General features: G+C 45.3%; 19 protein-coding genes, 1 tRNA gene and 1 riboswitch. Of the genes, 12 read left to right on the forward strand and 8 right to left on the reverse strand.

The genetic code is table 11. From position 1 onward, the window contains the following. Positions 1-58: 58 nt before the first annotated feature. Both rsmD and DFP81_RS16705 read right to left on the reverse strand, forming a co-directional pair. Positions 59-667, reverse strand: coding sequence for a 16S rRNA (guanine(966)-N(2))-methyltransferase RsmD (rsmD, locus tag DFP81_RS16700; protein ID WP_115899025.1), 609 nt, complete (start codon positions 665-667; stop codon positions 59-61). Further along, a complete protein-coding gene (locus DFP81_RS16705; protein WP_115899026.1) occupies positions 667-1,983 on the reverse strand; it encodes an insulinase family protein in 1,317 nt (438 codons plus the stop codon). Before DFP81_RS16705 ends, rsmD begins: the two co-directional genes overlap by 1 nt. Before the next feature lie 177 nt (positions 1,984-2,160). Here DFP81_RS16705 and ftsY point away from each other — a divergent pair, with 177 nt between their 5' ends. The 4 genes from ftsY (at position 2,161) to rpoH (ending at position 6,173) form a co-directional block, all read left to right on the forward strand. Further along, positions 2,161-3,420 (forward strand): signal recognition particle-docking protein FtsY, encoded by a 1,260-nt coding sequence (gene ftsY / locus DFP81_RS16710; RefSeq protein ID WP_115899027.1) that lies wholly within the window; start codon positions 2,161-2,163, stop codon positions 3,418-3,420. Positions 3,421-3,498: 78 nt separating this feature from the next. After that, a complete protein-coding gene (ftsE, locus tag DFP81_RS16715; RefSeq protein ID WP_115899028.1) occupies positions 3,499-4,170 on the forward strand; it encodes a cell division ATP-binding protein FtsE in 672 nt (223 codons plus the stop codon). Beyond that, positions 4,171-5,178: a permease-like cell division protein FtsX gene (ftsX, locus tag DFP81_RS16720; RefSeq protein ID WP_115899029.1), complete on the forward strand. Its 1,008-nt coding sequence runs from the start codon at positions 4,171-4,173 to the stop codon at positions 5,176-5,178. Between the two features lie 128 nt (positions 5,179-5,306). Continuing rightward, on the forward strand, positions 5,307-6,173 hold the full coding sequence (gene rpoH / locus DFP81_RS16725) for an RNA polymerase sigma factor RpoH (protein WP_115899030.1): 867 nt from the start codon (positions 5,307-5,309) through the stop codon (positions 6,171-6,173). Positions 6,174-6,267: 94 nt separating this feature from the next. Here rpoH and DFP81_RS16730 read toward each other — a convergent pair whose 3' ends face one another. The 6 genes from DFP81_RS16730 to metK form a co-directional block, all read right to left on the reverse strand. After that, positions 6,268-7,128 carry an energy transducer TonB gene (locus DFP81_RS16730; RefSeq protein ID WP_115899031.1) on the reverse strand — a complete coding sequence of 287 codons (861 nt, stop codon included), beginning with the start codon at positions 7,126-7,128 and terminating at the stop codon, positions 6,268-6,270. Between the two features lie 5 nt (positions 7,129-7,133). Next, positions 7,134-8,084, reverse strand: coding sequence for a glutathione synthase (gshB, locus tag DFP81_RS16735; protein WP_115899032.1), 951 nt, complete (start codon positions 8,082-8,084; stop codon positions 7,134-7,136). Positions 8,085-8,218: 134 nt separating this feature from the next. Continuing rightward, positions 8,219-8,701, reverse strand: coding sequence for an OmpA family protein (locus DFP81_RS16740; protein ID WP_245959202.1), 483 nt, complete (start codon positions 8,699-8,701; stop codon positions 8,219-8,221). Positions 8,702-8,820: 119 nt separating this feature from the next. Further along, on the reverse strand, positions 8,821-10,353 hold the full coding sequence (locus DFP81_RS16745) for a TolC family outer membrane protein (protein ID WP_115899034.1): 1,533 nt from the start codon (positions 10,351-10,353) through the stop codon (positions 8,821-8,823). Positions 10,354-10,461: 108 nt separating this feature from the next. Continuing rightward, positions 10,462-11,193 (reverse strand): 16S rRNA (uracil(1498)-N(3))-methyltransferase, encoded by a 732-nt coding sequence (locus DFP81_RS16750; protein WP_115899035.1) that lies wholly within the window; start codon positions 11,191-11,193, stop codon positions 10,462-10,464. Between the two features lie 97 nt (positions 11,194-11,290). Further along, positions 11,291-12,454 carry a methionine adenosyltransferase gene (metK, locus tag DFP81_RS16755; protein WP_115899036.1) on the reverse strand — a complete coding sequence of 388 codons (1,164 nt, stop codon included), beginning with the start codon at positions 12,452-12,454 and terminating at the stop codon, positions 11,291-11,293. 77 nt (positions 12,455-12,531) lie between these two features. Then, positions 12,532-12,607, reverse strand: a riboswitch (SAM riboswitch). A gap of 212 nt (positions 12,608-12,819) precedes the next feature. Between metK and tkt the strand changes: the two genes are divergently transcribed. The 8 genes from tkt to mtnN all read left to right on the forward strand — a co-directional run bounded on the left by tkt (position 12,820) and on the right by mtnN (position 23,223). Then, the gene (gene tkt, locus DFP81_RS16760; protein ID WP_115899037.1) at positions 12,820-14,820 is read left to right on the forward strand and encodes a transketolase; all 2,001 of its coding nucleotides are present in this window, start codon (positions 12,820-12,822) and stop codon (positions 14,818-14,820) included. Between the two features lie 100 nt (positions 14,821-14,920). After that, entirely contained in the window at positions 14,921-15,940 is a 1,020-nt protein-coding gene (locus DFP81_RS16765; protein WP_115899038.1) for a type I glyceraldehyde-3-phosphate dehydrogenase, read from the forward strand. Positions 15,941-15,990: 50 nt separating this feature from the next. Beyond that, a complete protein-coding gene (locus tag DFP81_RS16770) occupies positions 15,991-17,154 on the forward strand; it encodes a phosphoglycerate kinase (RefSeq protein ID WP_115899039.1) in 1,164 nt (387 codons plus the stop codon). Positions 17,155-17,418: 264 nt separating this feature from the next. Next, positions 17,419-18,486, forward strand: coding sequence for a class II fructose-bisphosphate aldolase (gene fba / locus DFP81_RS16775; protein WP_115899040.1), 1,068 nt, complete (start codon positions 17,419-17,421; stop codon positions 18,484-18,486). A 112-nt stretch (positions 18,487-18,598) separates the two neighbouring features. After that, a tRNA-Leu gene (locus DFP81_RS16780) sits at positions 18,599-18,683 on the forward strand. A 175-nt stretch (positions 18,684-18,858) separates the two neighbouring features. Next, a complete protein-coding gene (locus tag DFP81_RS16785; protein ID WP_115899041.1) occupies positions 18,859-19,950 on the forward strand; it encodes a substrate-binding domain-containing protein in 1,092 nt (363 codons plus the stop codon). Further along, entirely contained in the window at positions 19,947-22,532 is a 2,586-nt protein-coding gene (locus DFP81_RS16790) for a nitrogen regulation protein NR(II) (RefSeq protein ID WP_115899042.1), read from the forward strand. Before DFP81_RS16785 ends, DFP81_RS16790 begins: the two co-directional genes overlap by 4 nt. Continuing rightward, positions 22,525-23,223: a 5'-methylthioadenosine/S-adenosylhomocysteine nucleosidase gene (gene mtnN / locus DFP81_RS16795; protein ID WP_115899043.1), complete on the forward strand. Its 699-nt coding sequence runs from the start codon at positions 22,525-22,527 to the stop codon at positions 23,221-23,223. The genes DFP81_RS16790 and mtnN overlap by 8 nt, the downstream gene beginning before the upstream one ends. Positions 23,224-23,269: the final 46 nt, after the last annotated feature.

Genomic DNA, 23,269 nt, shown 5'->3' on the forward strand with positions numbered 1-23,269 from the left:
CGGCCGATCATTGCTTTGGCAATCGACCAACTGCCCATACTAGACGCGCAGAATAGTGCTAAGCGGTTATTTGGTTCACTGCAAATAAGCGGTATACCAGCTGTCCTGCTGTTTTTTCTTTCTCTAAATGCCAAGCTGGCGGCAATTCAGGAAGGGCCGCTTCTTTTTCCATTTCGATATACACCAGCGCTTTATCTGCTAACCAGCCATTTTCGAGCAAAGGAATGATTTGCGCCAACCAGTTTTTACGAAACGGAGGGTCTAAAAAGATGAGGTCGAGCGGCTGTGGGGTCGCGGTTGCCAGAAATTCAGCGGCATTTTGCTGTATTACTTGATAGTTTTCCGCTTTCAATGTGGTGAGGTTATCAGTCATCTGTTTTGCTACGATTTTTGAATTGTCGACAAATAATGCGCTTTTAGCACCACGAGATAATGCTTCTAGTCCCAGTGCCCCAGAGCCACAAAACAGGTCGGCGCAACGAGCACCAGGAACCTCATAATTGATCCAGTTAAAGAGCGTCTCTCGGACCCTATCTGGCGTAGGTCTGAGCCCCTCTATATTAGGAATGGGTAATTGCCTTGAACGCCACTCACCAGAAATGATACGCAGTTTTGAAGCTCGCTCTTTTGATTTTGTGGAGGAGTGAACGCTGATTTTCTTTTTCATTAGTAGACCTGAATCTCTTGGTAAGATGACGTGATAAACAACGCGTTTAATGCGTTTTTATAGTCGTCTTGGTTAAACGTGTCGATTGCATTTTGATATTGATTGGCAAACTGAGTTAAGGTCAGCGAGCCGTTTTCTTGGGTGACGCTAGCCGCGAGATGGCTCCACCAACTAGGGCTTAAGGTGCGTTGGGCTAGCTGGTTTTTTAACTGATCGAGTAATGCATTAAAGTGTGCTGAGTCTTGCACGGAAGGTATGCTTGCGGCATCTATCATGCTGCGTGCGGTTACGCCCTTAGCATCTTGGTTTGTTGTCGATGTGGCCAATACCGGTTGGCTGTGTTGTGCTCGCCAATAGAGCCAAGGGTGTTTGCCGGAAAGGGTTAAATTGAGTCGTACATAACCAAGGGTCCCTTGGTGACTTAATGTGTTGATCAGATCTGCCCCCCAAATTTGTAAACTCAACCATTGTTTCACTGAGGTAAGCGAGTTTAAAGCCAATATACTTTGGGTTTCTTTGGGGAACGCAAGGTGAGATGGTTGGCTAGCCTTGTTGAGTTTTGCGCTTTGCCAAGTCATAGCTGACAAGTTGCTTGGGTCATTTGCGGCCGGAGCGAAGTGCTCACTAAGAGTGTTCAAACTGGCTTTGATTGATTGTTGAGCCTGTTTGCTCATGCCGCCAATAATAAAAATTGCCGAGGTATGCTGAGTCAGCTGTTGATAATAATGGCTGACAGTCTGCTGGGTAACCTTTGTGTTCTGTTGAGGAGCGCTGGAGACCGAAAACAAATGTTCTTCTAGTGTTTGCTGGGTATGGTTAGCTTGATTAAATTGTCTTTGCCAATGATCAAGCGCTCGGGCTTTAAAAACTGGAGCGGTTAACCACTGAGAAATGAGAGTTAACGTTGGCATTAAATACGCCGGCTCGCTATTTAACGTCAGAGCAATGGTTTGGCTCTGGTAATCATAATCACTGCTTACCTTTGCCGCTAATGGTGCGAGGCGCTGGTTGATGCTGGCTGTACTCAAAGGCAATGAATCCGCCATCAGTAAAGCAAGGGTTGCATCCGTTAACTCAGGCAAACGTGAGGGGGTATTGAAAAGAAAGCGCACTTCTAGTTTGTTGGTATTGGCCCACTTATCTTGCGCCAGCCAAATCACAGGAATGCCGGAGTGAGTTTGCCACTTTTCTATTTTAGGGGTTGGATATGGAGAGTCTGGAGCGGTTAAATTCAACACCCAGATAATCAGTGTCGACAAGACCATGACGGCAGCCAAAGCAGGGCGGCTAAAAAGAGGTTTTTTGCTGTTAAACATATCGAACCATAAGAAAGACGGACGCGATGTGTGGCTTTTCCACAAAACTAGACCTGTTTGCCAATAGGAATGATGATAAAATCACCGCTTTCAGTGCCAATAATAGTGGCCGCTGTATTGAATAGTAGCATTTCACTGGTGTAAACAGCACCAGTCTAGACATAAGAGACCGACTTGATGGAATTTGTTAACCAGCTCATTGCTTTATTAACTCCGTATCTTGGTGAGTATGCCCGGTATGCGCCGATTGTCATTGGTACTGCGTTGGCCATATTAGCGATCATTATTAAGCGCCGCGTAGTCAAAGGGATGGGTGCAGATATAAAGTCTGCTAAGAAAAAGGGTATAGAAGGCGAGAAAGCACAAGCGACAGAAGAAGAAACGTCGAGTTCTGCACCAGTAGACGGTGAAGAGCTGCCTAAACAAGCCAGTGATACCGTTATTGAAGCAGAAGTAGAGGCAAAAGTAGAGACAGAAGCGAAGGTAGCAGAAGAAGTGCCACCTGCTGCCCCCACACTTTCTTGGTCGCAACGGATTAAATCAGGTTTGTCGCGTACTCGAAATGGCTTAGGTAGCGGTTTATCTTCGATTATTAGCGGCAGCAAAAAAGTAGATGAAGACTTATTAGAAGAGTTAGAAACCCAGCTTTTAGTAGCCGATGTAGGGATTGATGCGACACAATCATTAATGGCTGAGTTGACTGACAAGCTAAAACGTAAAGAGTTGAAAGACTCAGATGCTTTGTTGGCACATTTGAAGGCACAGATGCAGAGTATTCTCGTTTCCTCCGAAAAAGAACTGGTGCCAGAGAATCAAGAAGGTCCGTTTGTTATTCTTATGGTCGGTGTGAATGGCGTGGGTAAGACGACGACCATCGGCAAGCTGGCGAAAAAGTATCAGGCAGAAGGTAAGAGCGTGATGCTGGCGGCAGGAGATACTTTCCGTGCAGCCGCGGTGGAGCAATTGCAAGTATGGGGTGAGCGTAACCAAGTTCCGGTCGTCGCTCAGCATACAGGTGCGGATTCTGCCTCTGTTATTTATGATGCTATCGAGTCCGCTAAAGCCAAAGGGGTGGACATAGTGATTGCAGACACCGCAGGGCGTTTGCAAAATAAAACGAACCTGATGAATGAGTTGTCTAAAGTCGTTCGTGTTATGCAGAAGTTGGATGTACAGGCGCCCCATGAAGTAATGTTGGTATTGGATGCAGGCACCGGACAAAATGCTTTAAGCCAAGCTAAGTTATTTACAGAGGCGGTTGGCGTGAGTGGTATTACTCTAACCAAGCTAGATGGTACAGCGAAAGGTGGGATTATTTTTGCCATTGCGAAGCAATTTGGGCTACCGATTCGTTATATTGGTGTGGGTGAGCAAGCAGACGATTTACGGCCTTTTGTGGCTGAAGAGTTTATTGATGCCCTGTTTGATAGTGAATAAATACCGATTTCTACTGGGTATTAAATAGGAATAGATGGGCGCCTTAGTTGGCTAATGACATAAGGATACTGAAGCAGCGTGGAAATTGAATTTCAGCGAGTTGGAAAGAAATACGACAGTGGACAAGAAGCCTTATCGCAGGTGAGTTTTCATTTGCAGCAGGGTGAAATGGCATTTCTAACTGGCCATTCAGGCGCTGGTAAAAGTACCTTAATGAAACTCATGATGATGATTGAGCGGCAAACTTCAGGACAAATCTTAGTCGACGGAGTGGACTTACGTACGCTAAGCCGCCGGGCTATTCCTCAGCATCGCCGTCGTGTCGGTGTGGTGTTTCAAAACCATCAATTATTGTTTGATCGTAGTGTTTTTCATAATGTTGCTTTACCACTACAAGTGAGTGGTGCTGATCATGAGCAAACGGCAAAGCGAGTACGGGCAGCATTGGATAAAGTTGGCCTGTTGAGCAAGGAAAAATACAACCCAATGGCGCTGTCCGGTGGTGAGCAACAACGTATTGGCATCGCGCGCGCTGTGGTTAATAAGCCTCAACTCTTATTGGCAGATGAGCCAACTGGTAATTTAGACCCTCGACTGTCGGCCGAGATTATGAACCTCTTTCAAGAGTTTAATAATGTTGGGGTAACCGTGCTGGTCGCGAGCCATGACTTGGCGTTGGTGGCGCGGATGCGTCATCGAGTGCTGACGTTAAATCAAGGCCGGATGGTGAACGATGGAGGGTTTAGTTAAATGTCTCAAAAACCTTCTCAGCGCGGCGCAACCCGACAATCGGTAAAAGCCACAAAGCATAATTGGCCCAGCCGACCTGCATTTAATGTAAACCTGTACCTACGTCAGCATCAAGCGACATTAGCAGAAAGCTTTATGCGCTTGGTTCATTACCCACTGGCGACTTTGATGACGGTCATGGTGATCGCCATTGCGTTATCATTACCAGGTGGTTTGTATGTGTTACTGAAAAATGTTCAGTCGGTTACCGATAATTGGGAGCAGCAATCCGTTATTACTTTGTACCTGTTTCCTCAAGTGGACGATACCAAAGCCTTGGCGTTATCCCATCGGCTATCATCTCGACCAGATGTTGCAACCGTTGACTATGTTTCAAAAGAAGAAGGGTTACGCTATTTTGAGCGTTCCAGTGGTTATGAGCAGATTCTTTCGTCATTGCCTGAAAACCCATTACCGATTGTCTTAAAAGTAATACCAAAAGAAGCGGTTAACTTGCAGTCGCTTGCCTTGCTGCAGTCGTTGCGTGACCAGCTCGCCGGACAAACTGAGGTAGAATATGCGGAATTGGATGCACAATGGTTACAGCGCCTTGCCAATATACTGAGTTTTGGGCAGCGTTTTGTCTATGCGTTATCCAGTTTATTAGTCATTGCGGTATTGTTGATAGTTGGGAATACCATACGGATGGCGGTGGAAAGTCGTCGTGATGAAGTTTTGGTGATGAAGCTGGTTGGTGCAACGGACAGCTATATTCGTCGACCATTTTTGTATATGGGGTTTTGGTTTGGAATCTTAGGTGGTGTGTTTGCGACCCTTTGTATTCTGGTGCTTAGCTGGTGGGTAAGCGCTCCAGCAGAGCGGCTAATCGAGCTCTATCATGGTGGTTTTCAGCTGCAGACTTTTAATGCAGATGAGATTGTTTTATGTTTAACTATAAGTGCATTAATTGGCGTATTAGGGGCATGGATTGCGGTTAATCGTCATATTGCACATATAGAATTACAGTGACACAAATCACGTTTTCTTGCAGTGAATAGAAACGACACGCTTTATTCACATTTGTGTCACACACAACAGAAATTAACTTGCTAATATCGATTCATAGTGAATATGAACTTAAGAAGGTGGAAATAGAGATGGGTAAAGCTCTCCAGCCTACAGACATGATGATTCCAGGCCAGAACCTAGAATCTTACGTACAGGCCGTCAGCAGAATTCCAATTTTGTCAGCCGATGAAGAACGGGCGCTGGCGGAACGTCTTTATTATAAAGAAGACCTTGAAGCCGCTCGTACACTGGTAATGTCTCATTTGAGATTCGTGGTACATATCGCGAAAAGTTACTCAGGCTATGGCTTGGCACAAGGCGATTTGATCCAAGAAGGTAATGTTGGCTTGATGAAGGCGGTAAAACGCTTTAACCCTGAAGTGGGTGTTCGCCTTGTTTCCTTTGCGGTGCACTGGATTAAAGCAGAAATTCATGAATTTATTCTGAAGAACTGGCGTATCGTAAAAGTGGCGACAACCAAAGCCCAACGCAAAATGTTCTTTAATTTACGCAGCGCCAAAAAAACCTTGTCTTGGTTTAGTAACTCCGAAGTAGAGTCTGTAGCAAGCGATTTAGGTGTTACGCCAGCCGTTGTGCGACAGATGGAAGGCCGTTTAAGCGCTTCTGATATGGCGTTTGATGCCTCAGCAGATGACGATGATGAAAGTGCTTTCCAAGCGCCTTCTCAGTATTTGGAAGACCACTCCCATAACCCTGCTACATTGCTTGAAAATGGCAACTGGGAAGCGGACTCCAATAGCCGTCTTGAAGAAGCGATGTCAGACCTTGATGAGCGTAGCCGTAATATTTTAGTGCAGCGTTGGTTATCTGATAGCAAATCCACATTGCATGAACTGGCGGATGAATATGGCGTGTCAGCGGAACGTATTCGTCAATTAGAGAAAAATGCGATGAAGAAAATCCGCATTGCAATGGGAGACGGTCAGTTTAGCTGATCCTTTCATTGGTTGTGTTGATGAAAAGCTCTCCTAGTGAGGGCTTTTTTTGTTTTAGGGCCACCGTGCTTTTTAGCAGATAGATGCGAGCAGGCTATTGGCTCTGCAGTTCATTGCCAGGAAGGAATTGCCAAGTTCGGATAATTTCTAACTTATCGACTTCTTTTTTCAGCGCGTCAGGAAAGGCTGCAAAAGGAGCCGCAAGACGTACAATCCTCATAGCGGCATCATCTAATACGCGAATACCTGAAGAATGCAAAACCTCAATGCCATCCACTTGGCCATTGGGTTGTAGCATGACGGCCAAACGCAATTGACCGTATAAGTGATTGCGTTTTGCTTCAGCAGGATAATGAATATTACCAATGCGCTCGATACGGCGGCGCCACTCATCTAGGTATTTCGCGTCCACCGCGGCTTTCGCTGAAACCGAAGTGAGGCGACGGATTCTCGGTCGTTTGGCATACTCTTGGCGTTGTCTATCTAGTAACGCCTCAAGGGTCGAAATATCCGCTGATAAGTGGTCTGGAACTTGGGTTTCGCCTTTAAATCGTTCTTCTAGTGTTTTTTGTTGCTGAGCTGGGACTTTTTTAACTTTAAAAACAGCATCCGCTTGAGATGTCGCTAATAAAGGCTGCTCTTCAATGGGTTCGCTAGAGGCAATTTTAGGCTGCAATGGCGGGGTAATCTCTTGGATGTTATCCGATAAAAAACGGGCGCTTTCTGTGGTGGTTAGTTTATGCTTTCGCAGCTCTGTACCACTGGCTTGTTGATTCGCCTGAGCAATAAAGTCGGCTTCTTTCGGCGCATCTGAAGAATGTTGAACTAGGGTGATTTCTAACGTTTTTGGTTTTGGGCTGGGCAGCGAGAAGTCGAAGCCAACGAACATTGCCATTAGCACATGAGCACTAATGGCAATGAAGAGAGCAAAAGTAAATCGATCCGCTACCCGCATTGTGATCAGGACGCTAAACGGGCTTCTATTGCATCCATTAGCACCTTAGCGATATTCAGATCAAACTGAGTGTCCAGTTCTCTTACGCAGGTAGGGCTGGTGACGTTGATTTCTGTTAGATAATCGCCGATAACATCTAGGCCGACAAACATAAGCCCTTTTTCTTTTAGAGAAGGGATCACTTGATCACAGATCCAGCGGTCACGCTCAGAAAGCGGTCTGCCTTCTCCGCGGCCGCCTGCGGCTAGGTTTCCGCGGGTCTCACCGGCTGCAGGAATACGCGCTAATGCGAAAGGAATAGGCTCTCCATTGACCACAAGAATACGTTTATCACCTTGTTTTATCTCTGGAATAAATTTCTGAGCCATAATTTGCTCAGTGCCCATCTTGGTCAGTGTTTCAATGATAACACTGACGTTCGCATCGTCTGCTTTAAGACGGAAGATAGAGCTACCGCCCATACCGTCAAGAGGCTTAAAAATGACATCGCCATGCTCTTCATGGAAAGCTTTCAGAAGGTCTGCACGACGAGTAACCAATACCGGTGGGCAACACTCAGGGAATTGTGTAGCAAACAGCTTCTCGTTGCAGTCTCGTAGGCTTTTCGGATCATTAACAACCATGGCGCCATCGCGTTCAGCTTGCTCAAGAATCATGGTGCTATAGACAAATTCACCATCAAATGGCGGGTCTTTGCGCATCAAGATGACATCTATATCGCCTAATGCCATTTTGCTTTCTTCCCCTAAGTCATAAAAATGCTCTGGATCTTTATGAACTTGAAGAGGGCGTGCCATAGCGTAGGCTTTCCCGCGGTCTAAAAATAGGTCTTTTTGTTCCATGTAAATGAGCTGCCAGCCTTTTTCTGCAGCGGCCCAAAGCATAGCTAAAGAAGTGTCTTTCTTGTAATTAATGGATTCGATCGGATCCATTACAATACCAAGTTTAATTGTCATATGTCGTTTCCTGCAGCGATGAATCAAGTGAAAGAATGAAGGTATCGCCTATCATCAGTTATTAGTGGTTGATGCTATAGAAATATGGGGCCACTGAGAAGAAAAAACACCCTGTATCTGGCAAACATAAAGGATTATTGGATGTCTTGATCAACGCTATATATTGTCCATTTCTTTAATTGGCGCGTTTGATTAGACAAGACCTCAGCGACCACGCGACGATTTTTCATCTGTCCTTCCGGTGTCTCGTTACTGGCAACAGGTTGGCTATCACCATAACCAATTGCGGTCACTCTGTGTGACGCTATTTTGAATTTATCTATCAAAATATCGCTAATGGCCTGCGCTCTGTCTTGTGACAGCTGTTGATTGTCCGCGGCACTGCCCCTATTGTCAGTGTGGCCTTCGATACGAACCTTGGTATCAGGATGGCTTCTTAAAAAGTCTGCTAATTGTTGGATCTTGCCATAAAAACGCGGGCTGACTCTATAGGAATTGGGTTTAAAAAGGATTTGCATGTCCATGGAGAGAAGCGAGTTACTTTCTTCTGGACAACCTTGTAGCGTCACTAAAGCGCCTTTGGGCGTGTTGGGACAGGCATCACGGGCATTAATCACGCCGTCATTATCATCATCTTGTAATGACTGTGGTTTAAAGTTTTTTCCATAAAGAGAAACGTCATCAGCCGCGAATAACGCTAAACTGATGACGCTTAGGAAAAGGGTCAGAAGGTATTTTATTGCCAGCCTCCACCTTGTTCATCAGCCTCGAAAAACAATTGTTCTTCGAGGCTTTTCTCATTCTCTTTTTTAACTGGCGTTGCAGGTTGAGGCGCCGGTTGATTGATTTTGAGTATCGATGGTTCTGGTTTTGTTTGTATCGCTGACTCCGCCGCCTTTAGCTCTTCGCTAGGAGACTGGTTTTTAACCGGAGCCTGCTCATCGTCAAAATGATCTTCAAAGCCAAGTAGTGGTGGACGATAAATTCTAAACGCCGTCATCAAATCGCCTTTGGCATTGAACAGGCGGAATTCAGAAAAGAGTTCATCGTAATCTGCATTGACGTAATCTTGGCGAGCTTCGAACAGTTCGTTCTCACTGTCGAGCAAATCCAGTAAGGTGCGTCGACCTAAGCGAAATTGCTTTTCATAGGCAACTTGAGACTCTTTCGTGGCTACCACATAATCTTTAATGTGTTCTTTTTGGCCTGTAGTCGCTTCATAAGCAGCCCAGGCTAAGCGCACTGTTAACTCGGTATCTCTTAGTGTCTGGCGGCGAATCTCAGAGGCTTGAGTGATTTGTTGCACCGCAACCTCTTTATTGCGTTTGTAATTACCACCGCTATATAGGTTGTAGTTCAAACGTATCATCGCTTGTAAATCTTCATCAGGTCCTTCTGAGCCATCGATGTTTTTATTCCAAGTTCGCTCGACAACGAAGTTAAGCGTAGGGTACTTAGAGCCTTCGACTGACTTTTTGAAGTGCTCGGTGGCTTTAATATCCCATTTAGAGCCTTCCACCGCTGGGTTTTTTGCTAGGGATTGCTCAATGGCATCATCAAGGCTTTTGGGCAATAAGGTTTTGTCTGGCACCGGATAAATCATATCTTTGGGTGGCAGCTCGCCAACGATGTTTTTGTAGTTGCTTTCAGCATCTCTAAGATTGTTTATTGCCGCCAATCGATTGGAATACGCTTTCGCGAGGCGGGCGGTAATTTGGCTTAAATCCGATTGCCTACCAACGCCGGTGTCGCTTTTTAATTTGATTTGACTGTAAATACGGTTGTGAGTTTCTAGGTTGAGATCGGCCAATGCAACTAATTCGCGAAAGCGTAGGACATTGGCGTAGACCTGAGCGACGCTTAATGCCGTATTTTCAACACTCACCAAAGCGTTCCAGCGATCTGCTTCGGCTTCACTATCTAGACGTTTAACATCATAGGTGGAGGCAAAGCCATCAAACAAAGGTTGAGTGAGCGACAAAGACAGTTCACGCCTGGTTAGCGTTACGTTTTCTGCGGTGCCTGAATCGGCATAAGTTCTTTCTCTGCCTGTTCCTGCGGCAAGGTCGATACTTGGGTAAAAGCCAGTATGTTTTGAGATCTCTGTGTTTTGCAGATCTTCTCGGTATTGGGCAATAGCTTGCCTTACCGTGGGGCTATTATTGATGGCGGTATAAGTGGCTTCTTCAAGAGTAATGGCGTACAAATTAGCAGAAGAGAGAATGATTCCCAGATAAGTCGCACGTGATATAAGAGTTCGCAATAACATGTCTTATTTATCCTTTGAATTCATCTTCTGCTGATGCTAAATCCATTTTAGCCATTAATCTGTAGTGGTTGTGTTACATTAACAGGAATATCTTTTTAGATAAAACAGTTAAACGTCACCCCAAAGTAAATTTAGTGCGGTTAGTGCCACAACAGGAGCCGTTTCTGTCCTTAACACTCTTGGCCCTAAAGCTATTGCATTAAACCCGTGAGTCCTTGCCGTTTCTACTTCCTGTTCTGTTAGCCCCCCCTCAGGTCCAATCAACAGAGCAATCTGATTATTGCTGGGCTGTTGGTATTGAGATACGGGTTTGGCACTATGATGATGCAGTGTCAGCTTTAACATATCGTTACAACTTGCGACCCAGTCAATAAGGTTCATGGGTGGTTTTATGTTTGGCACTATTCCACGGCCAGATTGTTCAGCGGCGCTGATGGCAACCTGTTGCCAATGCTGTAAGCGTTTCTCTAAGCGGTTATCCTGTAGTTTTACTTCGCAGCGGGTACTAAATAAGGGCTGAATTTCATAGGCCCCTGACTCCACGGCTTTTTGGATTGCATAATCCATGCGCTCTCCTCGAGAGAGCGTTTGGCCAATAGTGACTTTTAAAGGAGATTCATTTTGTAGTGCTTCGTAGTGAGACAGCTGAACGCAGGCGGAGCGTTTTTCTACGTCACATAACTCACCATGGTATTGTCCGCCTTGACCATTAAACAGGCGTACAGGGTGAGCGTTTTTTAAACGGAGAACTTTGCAAACATGCTGAAAGGCAGAATCCGGTAGCTCGACTTTAGAATTTTCAGCCAACTCTATATCAACAAAAATTCGTGGAATTCGCATCTGTTTTTACGCTCCGTCAGTATCAAAAAGCCAATAAAAGAATGGAGCAATAAAAAAGCCCTCTATAGAGAGGGCTTTATACTGGAAATGAGCAAGATTATAAACCCGCAGCGCGACGTAGCGCCTCTGCTTTATCTGTTTTTTCCCAAGTGAAGTTGTCACCGGTGCGACCGAAGTGGCCATATGCAGCTGTTGGTAGGTAAATAGGACGTTTCAAATCAAGCATTTTTACCAGTCCTGCTGGGCGCAGTTCGAAGTGCTCGCGAACTAACTGAGAAATCAAGGCATCGCTTACTTTACCTGTACCAAAAGTATTGATACTGATTGAAGTCGGCTCAGCAACACCAATAGCGTAAGAGATTTGAATTTCACATTTGTCTGCTAACCCTGCCGCTACGATGTTTTTCGCAACATAACGACCAGCATAAGCCGCTGAACGGTCTACTTTAGATGGATCTTTACCTGAGAACGCGCCGCCACCGTGACGTGCCATGCCGCCATAAGTATCTACGATGATTTTACGTCCGGTTAGACCACAGTCACCAACAGGGCCGCCAATAATGAATTGGCCAGTTGGGTTGATGAAGTATTTGGTTTCTTTCGATAGCCATTCTGCTGGTAGCACTGGCTTGATGATTTCTTCCATTACCGCTTCGCGCAGATCCGCTTGTTTAACACTTGCGCTGTGTTGTGTAGAAAGTACTACTGCATCGATAGCACAAGGCTTGCCGTTTTCATCGTAACGGAAGGTTACTTGGCTTTTCGCGTCTGGGCGAAGGAAGTCTAGTGTGCCGTTTTTACGTACTTCTGCTTGGCGTTGAACCAAACGATGTGAATAGGTAATAGGTGCTGGCATTAGTACATCGGTTTCATTTGTCGCAAAACCGAACATTAAGCCTTGGTCTCCGGCGCCTTGCTCTTTCTCGCTGGCTTCATCAACACCGACCGCGATGTCGGCAGATTGTTTACCAATGGCGTTCATTACCGCACAAGACTCCCAATCGAATCCCATATCAGAACTGTTGTAGCCAATCTCACGAATCACGCCGCGAGCGATCTCTTCGATGTCGACCCAAGCGTCGGTACGGACTTCACCGGCAACAAGTACCATGCCTGTTTTTACTAGGGTTTCACACGCGACACGTGCTTCTGGGTCTTTTTCAAGAATGGCATCTAGGATGGCGTCAGACACTTGGTCTGCGATTTTATCTGGGTGACCTTCAGAAACGGATTCTGAGGTAAATAAAGAATACTCTGACATGTTTAGGGCCTCTATCAAAAATGATGGATAAGCGCCAAACAGGCATAAAAAAACCCGCTTAGCATTGAACGCAGCTAAACAGGTGATACTGATTCTGTTTAGCTGCTTTTATATAGCGTCCGCAAGCCGAAACAAATCGACGCTGTAAGTGCGATAAATGATCTACTACCTAGGCTAAAAATTCAAGTTAACCACGCCATATTAATGAGTAAATGGCGTTCTTTTTTGCTAGGATGGTTCAGAAGTCACGCTGTTTCGTTTTTCTTGCTTTATTTTGGTGCGTAAATTGCCGGTGGATCGCAAGACTAACTCACAGCATAAACATATTTTTTATTGTTCGTTGAGCTATCAGGAGTGGAATAACAATGCCGTCTCGTAAAGAACTTGCTAACGCCATACGTGCTCTGAGTATGGATGCTGTACAAAAAGCTAACTCAGGCCACCCAGGTGCCCCAATGGGTATGGCAGACATTGCAGAAGTGCTATGGAACGACTTTCTAAAGCATAACCCAAATAATTCAAAATGGGCTGATCGCGACCGCTTTGTCTTGTCTAACGGTCATGGCTCTATGTTGATTTATTCTTTGCTACACCTTTCTGGCTACAACTTGCCAATCGAAGAAATCAAACAATTCCGCCAATTACACTCTAAAACACCTGGTCACCCTGAATACGGTTACACAGATGGCGTTGAAACAACGACTGGTCCTCTAGGCGCTGGTATTAGTAATGCAGTAGGTATGGCAATTGCTGAGAAAACCCTAGCGGCGCAATTTAACCGAGAAGGCCATGCGATTGTTGATCACAATACTTATTGTTTCCTAGGCGATGGTTGTTTAATGGAAGGTATCTCCCATGAAGCATGTTCATTGGCTGGTACGCTAGGTCTTGGCAAATTGGTTGCATTCTGGGATGACAATGGCATTTCTATCGATGGTCATGTTGAAGGCTGGTTTACCGATGACACGCCGAAGCGTTTTGAGTCTTACGGCTGGCATGTTATTTCAGGCGTAGATGGACACGATCCAGAAGCAATTAAAGCGGCAATCGAAGCGGCAAAAGCGGAAACGTCTAAACCAACTCTGATTTGCTGCAAGACGATTATCGGTTTTGGTTCTCCAAACAAGTCTGGCAGCCACGACTGTCATGGTGCGCCACTTGGTGATGCTGAAATCGCCGCTGCACGTGAGTTCCTTGGTTGGAAACACGCACCATTTGAAGTCCCTGCTGATGTTTATGCTGGTTGGGATGCAAAAGAAAAAGGTGCTTCTGCTCAAGCAGAGTGGGAAGCTTCTTTTGAGGCCTATAAAGCGGCTTACCCTGAGCTGGCAGCAGAATTTGATCGTCGTGTGTTAAAAGGTGATCTTCCTGCTGATTTCGAAGAAAAAGCACAAGCTTTCATTCAAGAATGCCAAGACAAGGGCGAAAGCATTGCTAGCCGTAAAGCGTCACAAAATGCCATTGGCACTTTTGGTGCGATGTTACCTGAATTACTAGGTGGTTCTGCCGATTTAGCGGGTTCTAACTTAACGCTTTGGTCTGGTTCTAAAGGTATTCAAGACGACGCTGCTGGTAACTACATCTATTACGGTGTACGTGAATTCGGTATGAGTGGCATCATGAACGGTGCGTCGCTACACGGTGGTTTTATTAACTACGGTGCGACTTTCATGATGTTTATGGAATACGCACGTAATGCGGTACGTATGTCTGCTCTGATGGGCATTCAAAACGTCTTTGTTTACACCCATGACTCCATTGGTCAAGGTGAAGATGGTCCTACGCACCAACCTGTTGAGCAGCTAGCGAATTTACGTATGACACCAAACATGTCTGTTTGGCGTCCATGTGATGCAGCGGAAACAGCAGTGGCTTGGAAGGCTGCTATCGAGCGTCGTGATGGTCCGACATCTTTGGTATTCTCACGTCAGGGGCTACCAGCACAAGCCCGTACGGCTGACCAGTTAGCCAATGTTGCTAAGGGTGGTTACGTACTAAAAGATTGCGCTGGTACACCAGAGTTGATCTTGATTGCTACTGGCTCTGAAGTAGGTTTGGCGATGTCTTCTGCTGAAGCCTTAACGGAGAAAGGTACGAAAGTACGTGTTGTTTCTATGCCTTCAACCACTGTATTTGATGCTCAAGATGCAGAATACAAAGAGTCTGTATTGCCAAGCACTGTGACTAAGCGTGTAGCGATTGAAGCTGCGCATGTTGATTTCTGGTGCAAATACGTTGGTTTCCAAGGTGCAACTGTTGGAATGACAACATTCGGCGAATCTGCTCCGGGTGGTGATCTGTTGAAACACTTTGGTTTCACGGTTGATAACGTCGTAGCGACGGCAGAAAAACTGTTGTCTGCTTAAGTGTTACGTTAAGCAAAAGAGGCGCGCCGATCAGCGCGCCTCTTTTTTCTACTGTTTGTGAAGGGCAATAACACGCCTTTTATTGTGATGAAGTAGGGCTATGTTACGAGTTGCAATCAATGGTTATGGTCGAATAGGGCGCTCTGTATTACGCGCTTTATATGAAAACGGCTACCGTGATCACCTTCAGGTGGTGGCGATCAATGAATTGTCTGATATTGAGACAATGAGCTATCTTACGCGCTATGACACAACGCATGGGCGATTCCCCAAGCCTGTAAACACCCGCAATAACTCACTGCTAATTGGCGATGATGAAATCCATTGCTTTCATTGCGAAACGCCTGATTTATTGGCGTGGGATGCATTGAATGTTGATATGGTATTGGAGTGTTCTGGGAGTTTTTCTGAGCGCGAAGGCGCGCAAAATTATCTAGATGCAGGGGTACCCCGTCTATTACTTTCCCAACCTGCTGCCGCGGATGTGGATGCGACAATTGTCTTTGGATTCAATCAACATCAAGTGACTGCTGAGCACTCCATCGTGTCGGCGGCTTCATGCACGACAAATTGTTTGATTCCTGTGTTAGATACGATTAAAGCATTTGCAGGGGTTGAACATGGCGTTGCGCAGACGATTCATTCGGCGATGAATGACCAGCCGGTGATCGATGGTTATAACCCGAAAGATTTGCGTTTAACTCGCTCCGCTTTAAGTTCAATTATCCCTGTTAATACCGGCTTATCCCGCGGTATTGCCCGCTTGATGCCTGAGTTAGAAGGAAAAATTGGTTGCAATGCCGTACGAGTACCGACGTTAAATGTTTCTGCGATTGACTTGGTTTTACGTACAGAAAATGCAGTGACCAAGGAAGAGATTAATCAGCAATTACAGCAAGCTGCGACCTTGAAGTATGCTGGTTTGCTTGGTTTTACCAATGAGCCTCATGCGTCGGTGGATTTTAACCATGATCCGCGCTCGGTGATTATTGATGGCACACAAACCCATGTTATTGATGGGCGTATGGTAAAGCTATTATGCTGGTTTGATAATGAATGGGGCTATGCCAACCGTATGTTGGATGTGGCCAAACATTGGGCTGATGTCATCATCAGATAATGTTTCTAAAATTCGATGTTTATAGCTGTTAAATGACGAGGAAATCGTGCATGACCGTAATTAAAATGAAAGAACTGGAATTGGCTGACAAGCGCGTACTTATTCGTGAAGATCTCAATGTACCAGTGAAAGATGGCAAGGTGACAAGCGATGCGCGAATTCGTGCCGCATTGCCAACCATTAAGTGGGCATTAGAAGCGGGTGCGAAAGTCATGGTGATGTCTCACCTAGGGCGCCCAACGGAAGGTCAGTATGAAGAAGCCTACTCGCTTCAACCGGTCGCGACACACCTGTCTAGTTTGCTCGGCCAAGAAGTGCCACTTATAAAAGATTGGCTGGATGGCGTCGAGGTTGCAGCGGGACAATTAGTGCTTGTTGAGAACGTGCGCTTTAATGTGGGTGAGAAAAAAGACGATGACGAATTAGCGCAGAAAATGGCGGCCTTGTGTGATGTGTTTGTAATGGATGCATTTGGTACTGCTCACCGTGCGCAAGCATCAACGCATGGGGTGGCGAAGTTTGCTCCAGTGGCGTGTGCGGGTCCGTTGCTCGCTAATGAGCTAGAGGCGTTAGAAAAAGCATTGGCAACCCCAGCGCGCCCAATGGCAGCAATTGTTGGGGGCTCTAAAGTTTCTACTAAGCTGACTGTGCTTGAATCTTTGTCAGACAAAGTGGATCAGCTTATTGTGGGGGGTGGGATTGCAAATACCTTCTTAGCTGCTGCAGGTTACCCGATTGGTAAGTCTTTATATGAAGAAGATTTGATTCCACAAGCCAAAGCCTTGATGGCAAAAACCAGTATTCCATTACCAGAAGATGTGGTGGTTGCAACCGCGTTTTCAGCAGATGCCGAAGCCATCATTAAAGACGCCAAAGATGTGGCTCCTGATGATATGATTTTGGATATCGGGCCAAAAGCGGGAGCTGCTTTTGCCGCCTTGCTCGAAAGTTCACAGACGATTATCTGGAACGGCCCTGTCGGTGTGTTTGAGTTTGACCAATTTGGCAGTGGCACGAAAGCATTAGCAATGGCGATCGCCAAGAGCGAAGGTTTTTCTATTGCTGGTGGTGGTGATACGTTAGCCGCTGTTGATAAGTATGATATTACGGATCATGTTTCTTATATTTCGACAGGTGGCGGTGCATTTCTTGAATTTGTTGAAGGAAAAGTGCTTCCAGCGGTTGCCATGCTAGAGAGTCGCGCGCAAAATTAGTACGATAGAACGACAAAAAACGTTCATTATAATAAAGGCGTAAAGCCAATCACGTTGACCGGATCGTTTAGATGATGAGTTAACGGATAATAAAACCAGAGAGTGACTAATCTCGGCACATGTGTCGAGAATGACAATAACGATAAGGCGTAAGCCACATGTCGCTAGTAATAGCGTCTATGAAAAAATAAATAACCAGAGAGTTCGCCATAACTCCGTCTTCTATGATGTTCATAGAGGATTATTGTCAGAGGAAAACCTTTTATGCCTTTAATTAGTATGCGTCAATTGTTAGATCATGCGGCTGAGCACAGCTATGGTCTTCCTGCTTTTAATGTGAATAACATGGAGCAGGTTAAAGCCATTATGGAAGCCGCCAATGAGGTGAATTCTCCTGTTATCATGCAGGCCTCTGCAGGAGCGCGTAAATACGCAGGGTCTCACTTCCTTCGCCACCTTATTGCGGCGGCTATTGAAGACTTTCCGCATATCCCAGTTGTGATGCATCAGGATCACGGCACGTCACCTGCAATTTGCCAGCGTTCGATCCAGCTAGGGTTTTCATCCGTTATGATGGATGGCTCTTTAATGGCAGATGGTAAGACGCCAGCCAGTTATGATTACAATGTGGACGTGACACGCCGTACGGTTGAGTTTGCTCATGCTTGTGGTGTTTCTGTTGAGGGTGAGTTGGGCGTGCTAGGCTCATTAGAAACAGGCCAAGCAGGTGAAGAAGATGGCGTGGGTGCTGAAGGCATTTTGTCCCATGATCAGATGCTAACCGATCCTCAAGAAGCGGTTGATTTTGTTAATGCAACGGGCATTGATGCATTGGCTGTTGCGATCGGCACAAGTCACGGTGCTTACAAGTTCACTCGTCCACCGACTGGAGACATTCTAGATATCGAGCGTATCGCGAAGATTGTAGACCTGTTACCTAATACTCATATTGTGTTGCACGGCTCTTCTTCTGTGCCGCAAGATTGGTTAGAAATCATTAATGAGTTTGGTGGTGACATTCCAGAAACTTATGGTGTTCCAGTTGAAGAGATTGTGAAAGCCATTCGCTATGGTGTTCGTAAGGTCAATATCGATACAGACTTACGTCTAGCGGCAACGGGTGCAATTCGTCGTAGTCTTGCTGAGCACAAAGGCAATTTTGACCCTCGTAAGTATTTGACTGAAAGCATTAAAGCGATGAAGGCTGTGTGTATTGATCGCTATGAAGCTTTTGGTTGTGCTGGCCAAGCATCTCGAATCCATACTATGGATCTTGAGGAGATGGCGGTACGTTATGAGCGTGGTGAGTATCTAAATGGTCGTAATTTCTAATTGAGACCACAGTGTAATGGCGGCAAGGGCAATTGTTTTACGCTTTTTATTAAATAATTTAAAAAAAGTGTTGACCAGAAAAATGATTTGCCTATAATGCTCGCCATTCCTTGCGGGAGTGGTGGAATTGGTAGACACGCTGGATTTAGGTTCCAGTGCTTCACGGCGTGAGAGTTCGAGTCTCTCCTTCCGCACCATATTTTAAAAAAAGCTGACTTTATGTCGGCTTTTTTTATGTCTAAAATTTGTCTCAACGGCAATTCATTCGTATTTTCTCTGGTGATCGCTTGTGTTGCTTGGTGATACCGCTTATCTTTTTTGTTGCTTACTTTTAATACGGCTTCTTTTATAGAGGCGTTATCGGATCAAATAATGCGACGACTACCTTTCAAGCTGTTTGTAATCGTTATGATTGGCTGGCTAATCCCTTTACAAGCCGCTAACGTACAGTCGTTTACGATGGACAGCCATCACTTTTATTCTTTATTTCCCGCTCAACAATCACTTAGTGAGCAGTTTTCTGCTGTGATCAACGCGCCACCTGACCCTGTCGATATTCTTCAACGTCGCCCCGTACATATCACGATATTATTGTTTGGGCGTGCCAATAATCTGAAGAATCTCTCTCTGGTTGATGCTGCTCAACGCCGCTTAAATGAACTAAAAATAGACTATCGCCTAGAGACGGTTTATGGAAAACGAAATCATTATGATGTGATCGAATATGAAAAGTTAAAACGCTCTCGCCCTGATTATGTGGTGATGACTGAGCTGGATATGGTGCAAAGTCGCTACATCGAGCAGTTGCTTCGCGATACACATGTCAAAGTGATCTTTTATGATATGGCGACGCCTTTGTCTAATTGGCAGTACCATGCCCCTTTTATGTATGTTGGCTTCGATAAGATAAAAGTCGTCAATATGCTGGTTAGTTACCTGCATCGTCAGTTGCCTGCGAAGGCTAAAATTGCGGCTTTCTTAGCAGACTCCAGTGCGTTAGGGGACCTTAGGTGTGATGCCTTTCTAGACGCCATGGCTGCCCTAAATCGGCCAATTCAGAGCATTCAAACAATGGACAGTACGCGCCAAAGTGGGCGTGCTGCGGCGCGTGTTTTACTAGAAGCAAAGTCAGTCGATTTTATTTTCAGCTGTACGCAAAATATTTCAGATGGTGTGGTCTCTGCACTAAAGGAATTTCCTAACCAAAAGGTACGCACCAATAGTTGGGGTTTTTCGGATAACGAATTGTCTAATTTGACCAGTCAGCGAGTATTGGTCAGTACTTTATTTCGCTGGGACGATCTGGCCATTGCTATTGCTGAAGGCATAAAAAGCGACATTGAAGGCGAGCCTGTTCCTAAGCTCTACATGGCGAGAGCTTCTTTAATATCGTCGGGTTTGGACCTAGATAGCTTGAAACTACTTATTGGTCGAGCGTATCGATATTCAGGGGAAGGGTTGTGAAAGAAGCCATCAGCCTACAAAAAACGGCGTTCTATCGCATACTGCTGTTGTTTGTTTTAGTGTTTGTGCTCATTGGCTTTGTGTCCATTTTAGCGATAGAAGGCGTCACTCGTCATGCTGAGAAATCGAACTTATTGGTTCGTAGTCATGTTGTTGAGCAAGGCTTAAATAGCTATTTAACCCGAGCCGAATATGAAATGGGCTATATTAGCCAAGATTTGGTGTTGGGTGACTATCAGCCTGGCCATGAGTTAGACATGTTATTTTCCCATCATGAGGTGCTCTTCTTCGGTGGACTGGATTTTTTCTACATCAACTGGGAAAAGCGCAAAGGGGCGACCGATCCAAGGGCGCGGGTGTATACCCAAAGTAATTTGTCTGAATTATTAGTTCACGGAAAAATTAATCGTTGGGTCAAGGTCGTCACAACGGATGACGCGATTCTTTTAATGTATAAGAAAAAGTTGCTGTCTAAGAGCCGAGAGTTGCTTGGGTATCTTTATGGCTTTATCTCTTTAAACAATAACCTCACCTTAGCCAGTGAGTTATTAGGTGGCGCAAAAGCAGATCTAGTCAGTCTATATGACAGTGAAACAGGGGCTTTGTTATTACAAGAAAGCCTGGTTGGTTTTGACCCTACTGATAGCGTTGTGTCTGTGATGAGCGATATTGAGGCGCCGGTATATGGTAGCCAGTTTCGTTTGAGCCTGTCGAAGCACGTGCCTATATCTGACTCTATCTTATCGGCTTGGATAAAGGTTTTAGCGTTTGTTCTTCTGGTTCTTGTTGGTCTTTATGGCTTCTTGGTATTTTTGGTGAAGCGGCTTGTTTTTAGTCCCATCAGCATGATTGCTCAGTTCCCTGAAAACGATCAAACAATATACACTGAATTACAACCTATTCAGACCAAAAGTTTACAATACCGTGGCCTTCTCACTGCCAAAGAGAGTCGTTTTCAATTGCTGTTGGAGGCGACTCATACGGCCATCATTTTTTGTAATGAAATGGCGGAGGTTGAAGAAATAAATCACGATGCTATTCGCCTTTTTCCCCAGTACCAAAATACCCGAACGATTTTCGATTTTATGCCGATCTCCTGCCATAAAGCGATTCAAGAAGTATTGAAGGGCGGTGTTGGTATCGCTTTTGAGCTGACTCTGAGCCAGTTAAATAAGATCTATTATTGGCGTGCTCATGCATTTATTAATGAAAATGGCTTTCGAAGTATTGTACTGGTGGGGCGTGATACAACGTTAGAGAAACGACTGTCTTGGCAGCTTGAGCAATTAAAACCGTCACCGCTCGATTTGAATCAGAAGCTGGAAGTCGAAGTCTTAATTAGTGAGATGACACAGTTGGCGCAGTTACCACGCCATTTACCTGTTGGTTATTTGCAAGGTTGGCTAGGCCTTGTAGTTGAAACGTTAGAAGGGATTCAGATCTCAGACAAAGTGACAGAGCAGATGTCAGTTGGGCAGTTGTTAAGTCAGGAAAGCCATTATATTTTGCATAAGCTTGGGTTAACCGCATCTTCTTTGCAGATTGATTGTCCGGTGGAGTCTGGCGCAGTGGTAGTGACGGTTAATCGTCATGTAAAAAGCTTACTGCACCTGGTGTTCATGATGGCAATCAGTAATACCAGCCAGGACAAAAGTATCAACATTCGCTTTCAAACTGGGGTTTTGGAAATTGTCGTGAACAATGACATGGTGTCACGACCTTTCTTTCAGTGGGTGTCCATGGCGGTGTTGAAGTCGCTTTCTGGGCAATACCATAAACTGCGTGATCATGGCTTACGTATCCATGTTCCATTCGAGTTGTATGCAAAAGAAAATGGCGCATTGTCTAGTGGATTAGTGGTTGCTTGGGTCATCAACGACTATCCTGATCCAGAGAGGGTCAAGCAAAGCTTATTGCGTTTGGGCGTGCAGCTTAAGGTCTTTTTATCAGGTGAAGACTTTTTTATACAAGCCGCGTCAGTGGAGCGTTTTGATAGCATTATTATTGGTTGTGGTCAGGCGTTAGAAGAACAATTGTCCATGGTTGCAGAATTGGAGTCCCAATATAACCGTTCTCAACTGCCACTTATTTGTTTAAATGCACAAGCTGTTGAACTTGGCGATTATGATGTGATTTCAATAACGAGTAGCGTGTTTGATTACGCTCTTCACCAAGCTCTACTGAAGACAACTCAACGTAACGCAATTGTGCCAGCCGATGTTGAGTTACAAGGTGTATCTTGGCTAGTGGTCGGCGGCAGTCGAGTGGCTAAAGCTATTTTGTTTGCGGAGTTAGAGCAGCGTTCTGTTTCGGCTCAATGGTTAGAAGATCTTTCTGAATACGATAGCGTATTGCCTTACCACTCAGATGCCGTGATCATTTTATTGGAGCCGCAAGCCAGTAGTGTATTAATGCGGGTTCAAAATCATTACCCCCAAGTGCGCTGTTTGACGGTGCAAGATTGGCTAGAAAGACCGCAACATGTCGTATTATTTGAAATGAGTTTCCCTTATACAGGGGAGCAAATAAGTGCATTGAAGGAGTTCATTCAATGCCAATTATTAGGAGAAATAGATGAGTAAGGTGATTGGTTTAATTGGGGCAATGGATGAAGAAGTCGCCGTTATTAAATCTTGGATGAGTGATGTCCGCAAAGAGAGCATTGCAGGCTGTGATTTCTTTATTGGTCAGTTTGAAGGGAAAGACGTCGTGCTGCTACAGTCTGGTATTGGTAAGGTCAATGCCGCTTTATCGACGACCTTATTGTTATCAAAATTTGCTCCAGAGTACGTTATTAATATTGGTTCGGCGGGCGGTTTTGCTGAAGAACTGAATGTGGGCGACGTGGTCATTTCCGATCAAGTGGTTCATCATGATGTGGATGTCACAGCGTTTGGTTACCCGATGGGGCAAGTGCCCAGTATGCCACCAACTTATGAGGCCGATGCAGGGCTTATCCAGCGTGCGCAAGCAGCGGTTAAGGAAGTCGACCGTGTTAAAGCAAAAATTGGTTTAATCGGAACCGGCGACAGTTTCATGAATGACCCTGTTCGAGTGGAAACGGTGAGAGTGCAATTTCCTGATATGGTGGCAGCAGAGATGGAAGCCGCGGCTGTAGCGCAAGTTTGCTTTAAGTTCTCAACGCCTTTTGTTGTTGTTCGTTCTTTATCAGATATCGCCGGTAAAGAGTCACCACAAAGCTTTGAGGAGTATCTAAAAGTAGCGGCTGAGAATTCCTCGTTGATGATTCAACAAATGTTGAGAAATAGCTAACGATGATATTAAGCAAGGAGGCTTTGCTGTTGTCAGGGTGCCTTCT

The organism is Marinomonas pollencensis, from assembly GCF_003387375.1.
In the GTDB taxonomy this organism is placed as follows: domain Bacteria; phylum Pseudomonadota; class Gammaproteobacteria; order Pseudomonadales; family Marinomonadaceae; genus Marinomonas; species Marinomonas pollencensis.